General features: G+C 67.0%; 8 protein-coding genes and 1 tRNA gene. 4 read left to right on the top strand and 5 right to left on the bottom strand.

Annotated elements, in window-relative coordinates:
* Positions 1-124: 124 nt before the first annotated feature.
* The 3 genes from ABIC65_RS21100 to ABIC65_RS21090 form a co-directional block, all read right to left on the bottom strand.
* Entirely contained in the window at positions 125-2452 is a 2328-nt protein-coding gene (locus ABIC65_RS21100) for a GH92 family glycosyl hydrolase (RefSeq protein ID WP_354311399.1), read from the bottom strand.
* Positions 2453-2499: 47 nt separating this feature from the next.
* Positions 2500-3774, bottom strand: a complete 1275-nt coding sequence (locus ABIC65_RS21095; protein ID WP_354311398.1) for a GGDEF domain-containing protein — start codon at positions 3772-3774, stop codon at positions 2500-2502.
* A gap of 98 nt (positions 3775-3872) precedes the next feature.
* Positions 3873-5378, bottom strand: a complete 1506-nt coding sequence (locus ABIC65_RS21090; protein ID WP_354311396.1) for an acetyl-CoA hydrolase/transferase family protein — start codon at positions 5376-5378, stop codon at positions 3873-3875.
* Positions 5379-5629: 251 nt separating this feature from the next.
* Between ABIC65_RS21090 and ABIC65_RS21085 the strand changes: the two genes are divergently transcribed.
* Both ABIC65_RS21085 and ABIC65_RS21080 read left to right on the top strand, forming a co-directional pair.
* On the top strand, positions 5630-6526 hold the full coding sequence (locus tag ABIC65_RS21085; protein ID WP_354311394.1) for an iron-containing redox enzyme family protein: 897 nt from the start codon (positions 5630-5632) through the stop codon (positions 6524-6526).
* A 31-nt stretch (positions 6527-6557) separates the two neighbouring features.
* Positions 6558-7544 (top strand): SGNH/GDSL hydrolase family protein, encoded by a 987-nt coding sequence (locus ABIC65_RS21080; RefSeq protein WP_354311392.1) that lies wholly within the window; start codon positions 6558-6560, stop codon positions 7542-7544.
* 36 nt (positions 7545-7580) lie between these two features.
* On the opposite strand, the gene ABIC65_RS21075 is transcribed toward ABIC65_RS21080, so the two are convergent.
* Positions 7581-8897 carry a cystathionine gamma-synthase family protein gene (locus tag ABIC65_RS21075; protein WP_354311390.1) on the bottom strand — a complete coding sequence of 439 codons (1317 nt, stop codon included), beginning with the start codon at positions 8895-8897 and terminating at the stop codon, positions 7581-7583.
* A 255-nt stretch (positions 8898-9152) separates the two neighbouring features.
* Here ABIC65_RS21075 and katG point away from each other — a divergent pair, with 255 nt between their 5' ends.
* On the top strand, positions 9153-11360 hold the full coding sequence (gene katG, locus ABIC65_RS21070; RefSeq protein WP_354311389.1) for a catalase/peroxidase HPI: 2208 nt from the start codon (positions 9153-9155) through the stop codon (positions 11358-11360).
* A gap of 261 nt (positions 11361-11621) precedes the next feature.
* Here the strand turns inward: katG and ABIC65_RS21065 are convergent, their stop codons facing one another.
* Positions 11622-12767, bottom strand: a complete 1146-nt coding sequence (locus ABIC65_RS21065) for a DUF2171 domain-containing protein (RefSeq protein ID WP_354311388.1) — start codon at positions 12765-12767, stop codon at positions 11622-11624.
* Positions 12768-12989: 222 nt separating this feature from the next.
* Between ABIC65_RS21065 and ABIC65_RS21060 the strand changes: the two genes are divergently transcribed.
* Positions 12990-13065, top strand: a tRNA-Ala gene (locus ABIC65_RS21060).
* Positions 13066-13371: the final 306 nt, after the last annotated feature.

Below are 13371 nucleotides of genomic sequence, written 5' to 3'. Positions count from 1 at the left end.
CGTCATCCCGGCGAAAGCCGGGATCCATTCGCCTCTCGCGTTCGGCAAGCGCCTCGACGTTGTCCCCAATGGATCCCAGCTTTCGCCGGGATGACGGCTTGCGGGGAGGGCTGAATCCACAACGTCAGCGTGCGGCGGGAACGGACATCGAAAACGGCCGGCCCGTTACCGGCACCACCGCGCGGTTCGGCGTAGCCTGCATTGCGAAGCGCAGCTCGCCGCCGCGCATCACTTCGTCATGGGTGATGTACGCGCGGTCGAGCTTGCGTCCATTGAGCGTCACGCTCCCGACATAGCGGTTCGCCTCCGACAACCCCGGGGCGCTCACGGTGAACCGCTTGCCGCCCGGCAGCGTCAGCGTCGCGCGCTCGAGGAACGGGCGGCCCAGCACATATTGGTTGGACCCCGGCGCGACCGGGTAAAAGCCCAGCATCGTGAACACCAGCCAGGCCGACATTTGGCCGAGATCGTCGTTGCCGGCGAGCCCGTCCGGGGTCGGCTTGTACTGGCTGTCGACGATCTGCTTCAGCCGCTCCTGCGTCCGCCAGGGCTGGCCGGCATAGCTGTACAGATAGGCGACATGGTGGCTCGGCTCGTTGCCGTGGATATACTGGCCGATGAGGCCGGCAATGTCCTCGGCATGGCTGTAGTCGATCTTCGAATTGTCGAAATCGAACATCGCGTCCAGCTTGCGCACCACCGCGGCATCGCCCCCCATCAGGCGGAACAGCCCGGCCTGATCCTGCGGCACGAACCACGAATATTGCCAGGCATTGCCCTCGGTATAGTCCGATCCATAGTTGATCGCGGTGGGATCGAAGGGGGTGCGATAGGCGCCGTCGCTCTTGCGGGCGCGCAGGAAGCCGGTCTTCACGTCGAAGCTGTTGCGCCAGTTGCCCGCGCGCTTCTCGAACGTCGCAGCGAGATCGTCGCGGCCCAGCGCACGCGCCATGCGGGCGATGGTCCAGTCGTCATAGGCATATTCGACGGTCTTGGAGGCGGCTTCCGGCTCCTTGTCGATCGGCACGTAGCCGAGCTTCTGGTACCAGTCGAGCCCGCCATAGGGGCCGTAGGTCGCGCTGGCGACCATCGCGTCGAGCGCCGCCTTGCCGTCGAAGCCGCGCAGGCCCTTGAGGTACGCGTCGGCGATCACCGGCACGGCGTGATAGCCGATCATCGTCCAGGTCTCGCGGCCCTGGAACTGCCAGACCGGCAGGATGCCGAACGGGCTGTTCTGCCGGCTGGCGATCAGCGACTGGATGATGTCGCGGTTGCGCGCCTCGGGCTGGACGAGCAGCAGCAGCGGATGCTCGGCGCGGAAGGTATCCCAGAGCGAGAAGGTGGAGTGGAAGGTGAAGCCCTCGGCCTGGTGGACCTGATCGTCGGGCCCGCGATAGCGGCCGTCGGCGTCGGAGAAGACGCTGGGGGCCATCAGCGTGTGGTAGAAGGCCGAGTAGAAGTTGCGCAGCGCCGTGTCGCTGCCCTGCGCCTCGATCGCGCCGAGCGCCTGCTTCCAGGCAGCCGTGGTGCGGGCGCGGACGGTATCGAAGTCGCCGGCTTCGGTGGCGAGATTGGCGAGCGCGGCATCCTCGTCGACGCTCGACAGCGCGACGCGGAGTTCCAGCGGCCGGTCGAGCGCCCCGAAGTCGAGCCGTGCGACGATCGAACGGCCCTGGAGCTGGGCCACGCCATCGGCGCCGCGGCCGGGGCCCTGGAAGCCGCGGTACGGCACCTTGCCCTCGGTATCCACAAACGCATGGCTCTTGAGCTGGGCGGAGGGGCGGATCGCGAAGAACAGCTTGCGCGCGGGCGCCCAGCCGCGCGTCTCGCGCGCGCCGGTGATCGTGCCGTCCGGACGCACGCGGACCGAGGACCAGAGGATCTTGCCGGGATAATTGTACAACGAGCTGCGCAGGTCGAGCACCAGGTGCGCCGCCTTGCCGGCCGGGAAGGCATAGCGCTCCACCGCCACGCGGGTGCCCGCGGTCATCTCGGCGCGGACGGCCTGGTCCTTCAGCGTTACCGCATAGTAGCCCGGTCGCGCGACTTCGTCGGCATGGGCAAAGCGCGAACGATAGCCTGAGCCCGGCTTCTTGGGGTCGCCCGGCTCCAGCGGCACGGTATCGCCCGCCACCGGCGCGATCAGGAAGTCGCCCAGGTCCGAATGGCCGGCGCCGGAGAAATGCGTCAGCGAGAAGCCCTGGATGGTCGGGTCGCCGTACCGATAGCCCGCGGCGTGGCCATAGCATTCGCGGATCGCGCAGCCGGTATCGGTATCCGGGCTCAACTGCACCATGCCGAAGGGCGCGACGGCGCCGGGGAAGGTATGGCCCTCGCCGCCGGTGCCGACCAGCGGATCGGCATGCTCATAGCCGGTCTGGGCGGCGAGCGGCGCCGCGAGAAGCGACGTGGCGGCGAGTGCGAGCGCGGCGCGCTGAAAGGTCCCCTGCATTGCCAAGGCTTAACCGAGCAAAGCTGAGGACGGAAGCCCGCCTGCGATCACTCCGCGGCAAGCGGCAGCATCGGCGTTTCACGGCTGGGGGCGGCGACCACGCGGTTCCGCCCGCCCTCCTTGGCCTGGTAGAGTGCCGCATCGGCCATCCCGAGCAGGTCGGCGACCGAGCGGGTGCTTTCGGGAATGGACGCCACGCCGAACGAGGCGGAGATCTTGGCGTCGTGCGTGGCGGAGAGCGCCTCGATCCGCTCGCGCAGGATCTCGGCCTTCGCCACCGCCTCGCTCAGCCCGCATTCGGGGAGGATCACCAGCAGTTCCTCGCCACCATAGCGGCAGGCAACGTCGGAGGTGCGCAGCGCGCCCATGATCTGCGCCGCGGTCTCGCGCAGCACCGAATCACCCAGCGCATGGCCGAATTCGTCGTTGAGCTTCTTGAAATGATCGAGATCGATCATGATCGCCGAGAGGTGCGCGCCTGTCCGCTCCGCCAGGCTGGCATGGCGTTTCAGCGCATCCTCCATGTAGCGACGGTTGTAGAGCCCGGTCAGCGGGTCGCGGAGCGCCTGGGTACGCAGCTTCTCGCGCAGCGCGATATTCGATACCGCCAGCGACATCGCGTCGGCGATGGCGGTGGCGAGCGGCTGAATCCGCTCGAGCTGCGCGGCGGCATCGGGCAGGGTGGTCGCCACCTTGAGCATGCCCTGGATCTCGCCATGCGCAGTCATCGGCAGTTCGAGCACAGTGGCACAGCCGAGATGATGCTCGCAGCGCAGCGCCCCGCGCGTATCGGCATTCATGTGCGGTTTGCCGCGCTTGAGCGCCCAGCATTGCGAGGGCGTGAGCATCGGCCGCAGCGTATCGGCCTCGGGCCAGTGCCAGCTGGCGGACAGCTCCAGCCGGTCGCGCGAATTGTTGAACACGTAGAGCGCGCCGCCGAACCCGGCGAGCAGCGAATCGATCGTCGCGCCCAGCACCGCATTGGCATCGGCATAGCCGTTGGCGCTCTGCAGCATCTCGGTCATGCGGAACAGGTGGTTGACCTGCTTGCGCTCGGCATGGGCGCGTTCGGCGTCCTGGCGGCGCTCGCGCAACACCCGCAGCGTCTGCGGCCCACCGACCAGCAGCAGGAACAAGGCGAGTGCGGCGCTGCCGAACTCGAGTACCGCGTCGACCAGCTGGGTATCGCGGCCGTGCGCGAGCGGGTGCAGCAGGTGCGCCACCACCATCACCATCACCGCCGCCGACGCCGCGATCACCCGCCGCTGCATCGAGCGCTCGAGTGGATCGTTGCGGGGCACGACGGGCTGATTGAAATCCACCAATTCCATCCCTGGGCCGGGGCGGGATCGTCACGGCCCAGGGACATTATAGCGGTCGACGACGCTGCTCTCGTCTCGTGGAAGCGTCCCTAGGTAGTTTACCGCATCGACCCTGTATCGAGGAAGCGCTGGTGCCAGGCGAGCGCTTCGCCGGGCAGCATCGGCGTCTGCTTGCCGTAGCTGCCGGCCAGCGCGCGCTCGTAATAGTCGCGCAGCATCGGTCTGTAGGTCGGATGGGCGCAGCGTTCGATCACCTGCTCGGCGCGCTTGCGCGGGGCGAGCCCGCGCAGATCCGCGAGGCCTTGCTCGGTCACCACGATCTGCACGTCCTGCGCGATGTGATCGACATGGCAGACGTGCGGCACGATCGACGAAATGGCCCCGCCCTTGGCGGTGGAGGGCGACATGAAGATCGAGATATAGGCGTTGCGCGCGAAGTCGCCCGATCCGCCGATGCCGTTCTGGATGCGCGAGCCCATGATGTGGGTGGAATTGACGTTGCCGTACAGATCCGCCTCGATCATCCCGTTCATCGCCAGGCAGCCGAGGCGGCGCACGACTTCGGGGTGGTTGCTGATCTCCTGCGAGCGCAGCAGGATGCGATCGCGGAACTGGTCGAGATCCTGGTTGAGCCGCTCGGCCGCGCCGGGGCTCAGCGAGAAGGCGGTGCAGCTCGCCATGCGCAGCTTGCCCGCCGCCAGCAGGTCGAGCATCCCGTCCTGCAGCACCTCGGTATAGGCGGTGAGGTTCTCGAACGGCGCGGTCAGCAGGCCTGCGAGCACGGCATTGGCGATGTTGCCTACGCCCGATTGCAGCGGCAGCAGCGACGGCGGCAGGCGACCCTTGCCGACTTCGTGGCGGAAGAACTCGATCAGGTGCTGGGCGATGGCGAGCGCGCTCGCATCGGGTGCTGCGAAGGGCAGGTTGCGATCGGGCGCGTTGGTCTCGACCACCGCGATCACCTTGTGCGGATCGCAGCGCAGCGTCGGCTGGCCGATGCGCTGGTCGGGCGCGGTGAGCGGGATCGGCACGCGGTTGGGCGGCAGCGCGGTGCCGTAATAGATGTCGTGCATCCCCTCCAGCGCCGGGTTCTGCCAGCTGTTAACTTCCAGGATCACGCGCTTGGCGACGTCGAGCCAGGTCTTGTTGTTGCCGACCGAGGAGGAGGGGATCAGCGATCCGTCCTCCCGGATGCCGGCAACCTCGATCACCGCGACGTCGAGCTGCCCGAGGAACCCTTCCCAAGCGAGCGGGGCAACCTGGCTGAGGTGCAGGTCGACATAGTCCATCTCGCCGGCGTTGATCTTCTCGCGGGCGATCGGGTCCGAGTTATAGGGCAGCCGCGCGGCGATGCCGTCGACGCGGGCGAGCGCGCCGTCGAGCTCCGGACCGGTCGAGGCGCCGGTCCACACCTTGAGGCGCATCGGCTTGCCGGCGGCATGTTCCGCCTCGATCTGCGCGGCAAGCGCGATCGGCACCGCCTTGGGATAGCCGGAGCCGGTGAAGCCGCTCATCCCCACCGTCATGCCGTCGGCGATGAACGAGGCGGCGTGTTCGGCGGTGGTGACCTTGGCGGCCAGTCCGGGATGGGCAATACGCGACATGGATCCTCTCAGAGCTGCATCTTCGGCGGCGATGCAGCCCTACCGAGCCGCGTGCAATTGTTGCAATTACCTACTTGGTATGGGTGGATGCACCTGGCGCATGCGTTGCCGTGACGGTCTGCCCCTCCGGTTCGCATTCGTGGCCCGACATGACAGTTCGGCGACTGCCAAGTGATTGATCTGGTTGAATCGATCGGAACTCCCCTCTTCGGCCGGGGGTTTAGGCGGCCAAGCAGGAGAGAGAATTCCCCATGGCAACGCTCGCGCGCGACTTCGCGCCACGCATTCGTTCGCAGTTTTTGACCGACAGCTTCCAGCGCGGCCTCGCCCACTGGAACCGCGAGCGGCTCGAACCCGGCTTTCCTTCCGACGACTGGCAGCGCCGGTTCGAGCGCGACATGCGCATGGAGCGTCTGCAGGGCGCGTTCCTCGAAGAGCTGCGTGCCGAGGTGATCGACGAGGCGGCCGAAGCGCCGACCGATGTCGACGGCTTCATCGACTGGTTCGAGGAGCTGCAGGCAACCGGCCCGGGGCAGGGCGACCCGCTCTTTCCCTGGCTCGCCGAGCAGGCGGACCGAGACCAGCTTCGATGGTTCTTCGAGCAGGAAGCCGCCGGCGAGGCGGGGTTCGACGATCTCGTCGCGATGACCCAGGTCAAGCTGCCGACCCGGCCCAAGCTCGAACTCGCCCGCAATTACTGGGACGAGATGGGGCATGGCACCGAGAAGGGCATGCACGGGCCGATGCTCGACGCGCTGGTCGATACGCTGGCGGTGACGCCGGTGATCGAGAACACCGTGTGGGAAAGCCTGTGCCTTGCCAATGCGATGACCGCGATGGCGAGCAGCCGGCGGTACGCGTGGCATTCGGTGGGCGCGCTGGGCGCGATCGAGCTGACCGCGCCGGGTCGCTCGGCGGCGACCGCAGAAGGGCTGAAGCGCGTCGGGCTCAGCCCCAAGGAAGCGCGCTACTTCACGCTGCATGCCGTGCTCGACATCAAGCATAGCGAGGACTGGAACCGCGAGGCGATCCGCCCCGCCGTGGAAGATGATCCGCGTCGCGCGACGGCGATGGCCGAAGGCGCGCTGATCCGCCTGCGTTGCGGTGCGCGCTGCTTCGAGGCCTATCGCGAGCGGCTCTGGGGCTGACGCCGTCGGGGCGGGTTGTTAGGCTGCCACCATGCTTCGCCTAGCCTTGCCCGCCGCGCTGCTGCTTGCGCCCATCGAAACCCCGGTGCCGCTGCATGCGGGCGGGCGCGTAACTGCCGATGGGCGGTTCGGCTGGCCGGGCGTCTATTTCGAAGGGCGGTTCAAGGGGACGGCGGTGACGGTCGCGGTTGAGGCCGACACCGATCATCTGGCCATCCTGATCGACGGCGTCGAGCGCACCGTGCTCAAGAAGCCGGGTCGCGTTTCGCGGCGCCTCGACGGGCTTCCCGACGGCGAGCACGTCGTCCGCGTCGAGAAACTCACCGAGACCCAAAGCGGCTACAGCCGGATGATCGGCATCACCACCAACGGCACGCCGCTCGCGCCGCCCGTGCATGCGCGCCGGGTAGAGTTCATCGGCGATTCGCACAGCGTCGGCTATGGCGACACCGCCACGACGCGCACCTGCAGCCCCGAGGAAGTGCACGACACGACCAACACCGCGCGCGCCTTCGGCCCGTTGCTCGCGAAGAAATGGAATGCAGATTATCGCGTCATCGCGTTTTCGGGCCGCGGCGTCGTTCGTAACTATGCCGGCGGCAATCCCGGCGAGACGCTGCCGGTGCTCTATCCGCGCGCCATTCCCGGCGAGCCGACCCCGGCCGCGAAGGATGGCTGGAAGCCGCAGCTGATCGTGATCAACCTCGGCACAAATGATTTCTCGACGCCGGTCCAAGCCGGCGAGGCGTGGAAGGACGACGCGGCGCTGCATGCGGATTACCGCGCGAAATACGTTGCCTTCGTGCGGCAGCTGCAGGGGGCGAACCCGGCCGCGCGCTTCCTGCTGATGGGTGCGCCCGCCTTCATCGCGGACGTGCGCACGGTAGCGGCGGCGACGGGCGCGACGCCGGTGGCGGTGCCACAGCTGGAATTCACCGCCTGCAATTTCCACCCCTCGCTGAAGGATCAGCAGCGGATGGCGGATCTGGTAGAGCAAGCGGCGGGCACGCCGAAGTAAGCGTTCCCCTCCCGCAAGCGGGAGGGGAACGAAAGCTCACACCGCCTTCAGCGCATTCTCGAAGTCGGCGATCAGGTCGTCGGCATCCTCGACGCCGATCGAGATGCGAACGAGATTGTCGGTGATCCCCAGCGCCTGCTTGCGCTCCTCCGCGACCGACAGGTGCGTCATGCCTGCAGGGTGGCTTGCCAGCGTCTCGGTGCCGCCCAGGCTCACCGCCAGCTTGGCGATCTTGAGCGCGTCGAGGAAGGCGAACGCCTCCTTCTCGCCGCCCTTGAGGTAGAGCGAGAAGGTCGAGCCGGCGCCGGTGCAGTGGCGGCGATAGATGTCGGCCTGGCGCTTGTCCTCGCCGCGCTCGAGGAAGCCGAGATAGCCGACCTTCTCCACCTTCGGATGGCTGGCGAGGAATTCGCACACCTTGGCGGCGTTCTCGCCCGCGCGGCTCATCCGCAGCTCCAGCGTCTCGAGTGAGCGGAGCAGCATCCAGGCGGTGTTGGGATCGCAGATCGTGCCGATCGTGTTGCGCATCAGCCGGATGGTGTTGATGTGCGCCTTGGTGCCCAGCACGCCGCCGGCCACTAGGTCGGAATGGCCGCCGGCATATTTGGTCAGCGAATAGACGACGATGTCCGCACCTTGGCGGAGCGGCTGCGCCCAAAGCGGGCCTAGGAAGGTGTTGTCGATCGCGATCGGCGGCTTGTTGTCGCCCGTGAAGATCGCGTCGCGGCTGGCGGCGACGGCTTCGACGTCGACCAGCGCGTTGGTCGGGTTGGCCGGGCTCTCAAGATAGATCAGTGCGACATTGCCGCTCGCCGCCTTGCTCAGCACCGTGTCGATCTCCTCGCGGGTGGCACCTGCCGGGAAGTCGAGCCACTGGACGCCGAACCGCCCCAGGATGCGCGAGATCAGCGTCTCGGTGGCGGCATAGAGCGGGCCCGAATGGACGATCGTGTCGCCCGGCTTGACCATCGACAGGAACAGCGTGGCGATCGCCGACATGCCCGAGGAGAAGGCCAGCGCGTCCTCCGCCTCTTCCCACACGGCCAACCGGTCTTCGAGAATCTCCTGATTCGGGCCGTTGAAGCGCGAATAGACGAGGCCTTCGGCGCCGCCCGGGCGCTTGCCGGTCACGCCTTCGAAGTGGCGCTTGCCCGCCGCTGCGTTGGGGAAGACGAAGGTGGAGGTGAGGAAGATCGGCGGCTTGAGCGCGCCTTCCGAGAGCATCGGATCATAGCCGTGCCCCATCATCATCGTCGCCGGCTTCAGCTTGCGATCCCCGATCTTCTCGACCTCGCCTTCGGGGCGGGGGCGTGGGGTGCCGCCGGTCAGATCGGCTTCGGTGGCGTCGGTCATGTGCAGGCTCTCCGGTTCTCTATTCTGCGGTTGGTTGCGAGTGTAACCGCTTGCGGCCGGCAAACCAGCCAAGTCCGTAACCGCCATCGCGCAACATCGTTTCGTCTGCGCGAGGTGGAAGACCCCTATCCGTTCGGATATACTGACATGAGCGGCGGGATCGATCAGTGTGCCCGGACTTATCCATTTCATCGATCGCTTTGGCCGTGCGAGGCTTTGCTCGAGACCACAGCCCGAACCGCAAGGAGATGCCGAATGAACGCCGAATCCCAGTGCCCGATGCATGGGGGCAAGATGGAGGGTAACGCCGTCCTGTTCGAGATGACGAACCGGACTTGGTGGCCCAACCAGCTCGACCTTACCGTGCTGCACCAGAACCCGCCCGCGGGCGATCCGATGGGTGCGGACTTCGATTATGCCGCGGAGTTTCAGAAGCTCGATCTGGCGGCGGTGAAGGCCGATATCTTCGCGCTGATGACCGACTCGCAGGACTGGTGGCCGGCCGATTTCGGCCATTACGGCCCGCTGTTCGTCCGCATGGCCTGGCACAGCTCGGGCACCTATCGGATCGGCGACGGCCGCGGCGGCTCTGGCTCGGGTTCGCAGCGTTTTGCGCCGCTCAACAGCTGGCCGGACAATGCCAATCTCGACAAGGCGCGCATGCTGCTGTGGCCGATCAAGCAGAAGTACGGCCGCGCGCTGTCCTGGGCCGATCTGCTGATCCTCACCGGCAATTGCGCGCTCGAATCGATGGGCTTCAAGACCGTCGGCTTCGGCGGCGGCCGCGCCGACATCTGGGAGCCCGAGCGCGACATCAACTGGGGCCCGGAGCGCGAATGGCTGCAGACCAGCGACAAGCCGGGCGGCCGCTATTCGGGCGAGCGCGACCTCGCCAACCCGCTGGCCGCGGTGCAGATGGGCCTCATCTACGTCAATCCGGAGGGCCCCGACGGCAACCCCGATCCGCTGCTCGCCGCGCGCGACATCCGCGAGACCTTCGCGCGCATGGCGATGAACGACGAGGAGACCGTCGCGCTGATCGCCGGCGGCCATACCTTCGGCAAGACGCACGGCGCCGCCGATCCCAGCCAGTATGTCGGGCCGGAACCGGCCGGTGCGGGCGTCGAGATGCAGGGGCTCGGCTGGGCGAGCAGCTACGGCAAGGGCAATGCCGGGGACACGATCACCAGCGGCCTCGAAGTCACCTGGACCGAGACGCCGACCCAATGGGGCATGGGCTTCTTCAAGAACCTGCTCGACTATGAGTATGAACTCACCAAGAGCCCGGCCGGCGCGCACCAGTGGGTGGCGAAGGACGCGGGCGAGGTGATCCCCGACGCGCATGATCCGTCCAAGAAGCATCGCCCGACGATGCTGACCACCGATCTCGCACTGCGGGCAGACCCTGCCTATGAGGCGATCTCGCGGCGCTTCTACGCGAATCCGGACCAGTTCGCCCATGCCTTTGCAGAGGCCTGGTACAAGCTGACCCACCGCGACAGCGGGCCGCATGGTCGCCTGCTCGGGCCGGAAGTCCCCGCGGAGCCGCGCTTGTGGCAGGATCCGGTGCCGGCGGTGGACCACCCGCTGATCGATGCCGCCGATATCGCCGCCCTCAAGGCCAAGATCCTCGGTTCTGGCCTGTCGATTTCGCGGCTGGTGAAGACCGCCTGGGCCTCGGCCAGCACCTATCGCGGCACCGATCGCCGCGGCGGCGCCAACGGCGCGCGCATCCGGCTCGCGCCGCAAAAGGACTGGGCGGTGAACGAGCCGGCCGAACTCACCAAGGCGCTCGGCGTGCTGGAGGGCATCCAGGCGAAGTTCAACGGCGCGCAGGCCGGCGGCAAGAGGGTGTCGCTTGCCGACCTCATCGTGCTCGGCGGCACCGCGGCGGTGGAAGCGGCGGCGAAGAAGGCCGGGCACGAGCTGGCACTGCCCTTCGTCCCGGGCCGCACCGACGCGACCCAGGAACAGACCGATGCGCACAGCTTCGAGCCGCTCGAGCCCAAGACCGACGGCTTCCGCAACTATGCCGGCCAGTCGACCGGCTATTCGGAAGAGGAACTGCTGGTCGATCGCGCCGCGCTGCTGACGCTCACCGCGCCTGAGATGACGGTGCTGGTCGGCGGCCTGCGCGTGCTCGGCGCCAACCATGGCGATTCGAAGCACGGCGTGTTCACCGATCGTCCGGAAACGCTGACCAACGACTTCTTCCGCAACCTGCTGTCGACCAGCTTCACCGCGAAATGGGCAGCGCAGGGCGACGGCAGCTTCGTCGCGACCGATCGCAAGACCGGCGAGGCGAAGTGGACCGGCACCCGCGTCGACCTGATCTTCGGCTCGAACGCGCAGCTGCGCGCGCTGGCCGAAGCCTATGCGACGGACGATGCCGAGGCGGCGTTCGTGACCGCGTTCGGCAAGGCCTGGACCAAGGTGATGCACGCCGACCGCGTCGACCTGTGATCGGGTGAAGGGCCGCTCGGCACTGCCGGATGGCCCTTTTTCTGGCGTATCCTCCCCCGCAAGGGGGAGTTGGCGCCGAAGGCGACGGAGGGGGAGGATGCCAGAACCTCTCGGACCGGCGTGCTTCCTCCCCCTCCGTCAGGCTGCGCCTGCCAAATCCCCCTGGCGGGGGAGGAAACGGCGAGGCCGCGTCGACCTTTCACCCGTGAAAAAGGGGCCGCCCGGTATCGCCGGACGGCCCCTTCGTCGCTTCATTGGACCTTAGTAGGTGCCCTTGAAGCTCGCGTTCAGGTTGCCGGTGGTGTTCCAGTCCTGCGAGCGCTCGCCCGTGCCGGTCTGGCCAGTGGTTGTCGCGGTCGACTTGGACTTGTCCTTGTCCTCGCCGAACATGGCGCCCGACTGCTCTTCGTCGCGCCAATGGTTCTTGGCTTCGTCCGCGGTCTTGCGCAGCGTCACCTTGTCGTCGACGGTCTGGATCCAGCGCGACGGGATCGAGTGGTGGCGACCCTCGGCATCCGTGTCGTTCTTGGTCAGGATGATGCGATCGCCGCGCACCTTGTCCACCGTGCCGACATGGCTGCCGTCCGAACCCAGCACCTCCATGTGCTCGGTCACGCGACGCAGCGAATCGCGCTGGCCGGTGCGCTCCGTACGGAAGGTCTCGAACTCGCTGTGGAAACGCTGGGCGTTTTCGCGGCGATATTCGTCATAGTCGCGGTCGAACTCCTGGAGCCGGCTGCGGCGCCATTCGCCATAATGGCTGTCCGACGCGCCCTCGTTGCGGGCCTGCTGCTCGTCATAGCGCTGGTCCTGGCGGCGGCGGCGTTCCGCTTCCTCGTCGCCGAACCACGAGCGGACCTCGTCGCCGGCGCGGTCGAGGAAGCCGCGGTCGCGATCATAGCCGCGCAGGTCTTCGCCGCGGTTGCGGTCATAGCCATAGGCGCTGCGGCCCTGGTCCTGTCGGCCGTAGCGCGAGCGATCCTGATCCTGCTGGCCGTAGCTGCGCGCGAACGAATCGCGGCTGCCCCAGTCGCTGTTGCCATAATTGCGCTGGCCATAGTCGCGGTCGCGATCCTGGGCCGAATTGCCACCATAGTTGCTGTAGCTGCGCGAGCCGGTGTCGCTCCAGTCGTTGTTGCTGCCATCCCAGCCGCTGCGCTCCTGGCTACGCTGGCCATAGCCCTGCGCGCCATAGCTTGAGCGATCCTGGTTGCGCCCGCGATTCCAGTCGTCGCGCTGATTGCGATCGCGTCCACGGCCATATTCGCCGGCGGCGGCATAGTCGCGCGCGCTGCTATAGGTGTAATCGCGGCCGGAACCGTAATCCCGACCATAGTCGCCGGGGGTGCCACTGTCGTTGTAACCGGTGGGGCCATAGGGGCCGTAGCGATTGTTGCGGTCGTCCATCGTATCTCTCCTGCTGAGATTTCGGCGGCTGCGGCATGCTTGCCGTCACGCATCGTCCAAGCGAGCAGAGGGGCGGATGGGTTCCCCGAATTTTAACCTGTGTCACAGGCACTTCGTCGCCAGCGATACGAATCCGAGCGCAAGATGCGACAAGCCAGTTGCATCGCCCGTTTCGGCTCGCTAAGGGGAGCGCCTCCCGGGTCAGCCTGGGACCAAGGCGGCGGGGCTGTAGCTCAGATGGGAGAGCGCTGCAATCGCACTGCAGAGGTCAGGGGTTCGATTCCCCTCAGCTCCACCAGCCGCCCTAAGCCACGGAAAAGCGGCTGAAGCCCGGAAAACCAAGGCTTCTTACAAGCGCCTGTCACGTTGTAATCCGGACGTAGCCATGTGCGCCTGTGCCGCCGGCCGATCTACCTATTGTCCCGCCGCGTCGTGCCAGCCATCCTTCACCCGAACACATCGTGGGCGCTCAGGCACGCAAACGGTGCGATCACTCGCCTGAGGCCCTAGGGGCAACTGTGATGGTCACTCGAGCGCGATAGACTGCCTTTTACGGATCATGGCGTTGAGGATGACGAGAAGTTGTCTGGCGACAGCGATGAGG

The organism is Sphingomonas trueperi (assembly GCF_040545665.1).
Lineage (GTDB): Bacteria > Pseudomonadota > Alphaproteobacteria > Sphingomonadales > Sphingomonadaceae > Sphingomonas > Sphingomonas trueperi_B.
The sequence above is the reverse complement of the archived record's forward strand: the minus strand, read 5'-3'. Positions and strand labels throughout refer to the sequence as shown.

Excerpts from the sequence above, each read along its gene's own strand:
- ABIC65_RS21085 (WP_354311394.1), top strand. The coding sequence starts at position 5,630 with ATGGCAACGCTCGCGCGCGACTTCGCGCCACGCATTCGTTCGCAGTTT.
- ABIC65_RS21100 (WP_354311399.1), bottom strand. The coding sequence starts at position 2,452 with ATGCAGGGGACCTTTCAGCGCGCCGCGCTCGCACTCGCCGCCACGTCG.
- ABIC65_RS21080 (WP_354311392.1), top strand. The coding sequence starts at position 6,558 with ATGCTTCGCCTAGCCTTGCCCGCCGCGCTGCTGCTTGCGCCCATCGAA.
- katG (WP_354311389.1), top strand. The coding sequence starts at position 9,153 with ATGAACGCCGAATCCCAGTGCCCGATGCATGGGGGCAAGATGGAGGGT.
- ABIC65_RS21090 (WP_354311396.1), bottom strand. The coding sequence starts at position 5,378 with ATGTCGCGTATTGCCCATCCCGGACTGGCCGCCAAGGTCACCACCGCC.
- ABIC65_RS21065 (WP_354311388.1), bottom strand. The coding sequence starts at position 12,767 with ATGGACGACCGCAACAATCGCTACGGCCCCTATGGCCCCACCGGTTAC.
- ABIC65_RS21075 (WP_354311390.1), bottom strand. The coding sequence starts at position 8,897 with ATGACCGACGCCACCGAAGCCGATCTGACCGGCGGCACCCCACGCCCC.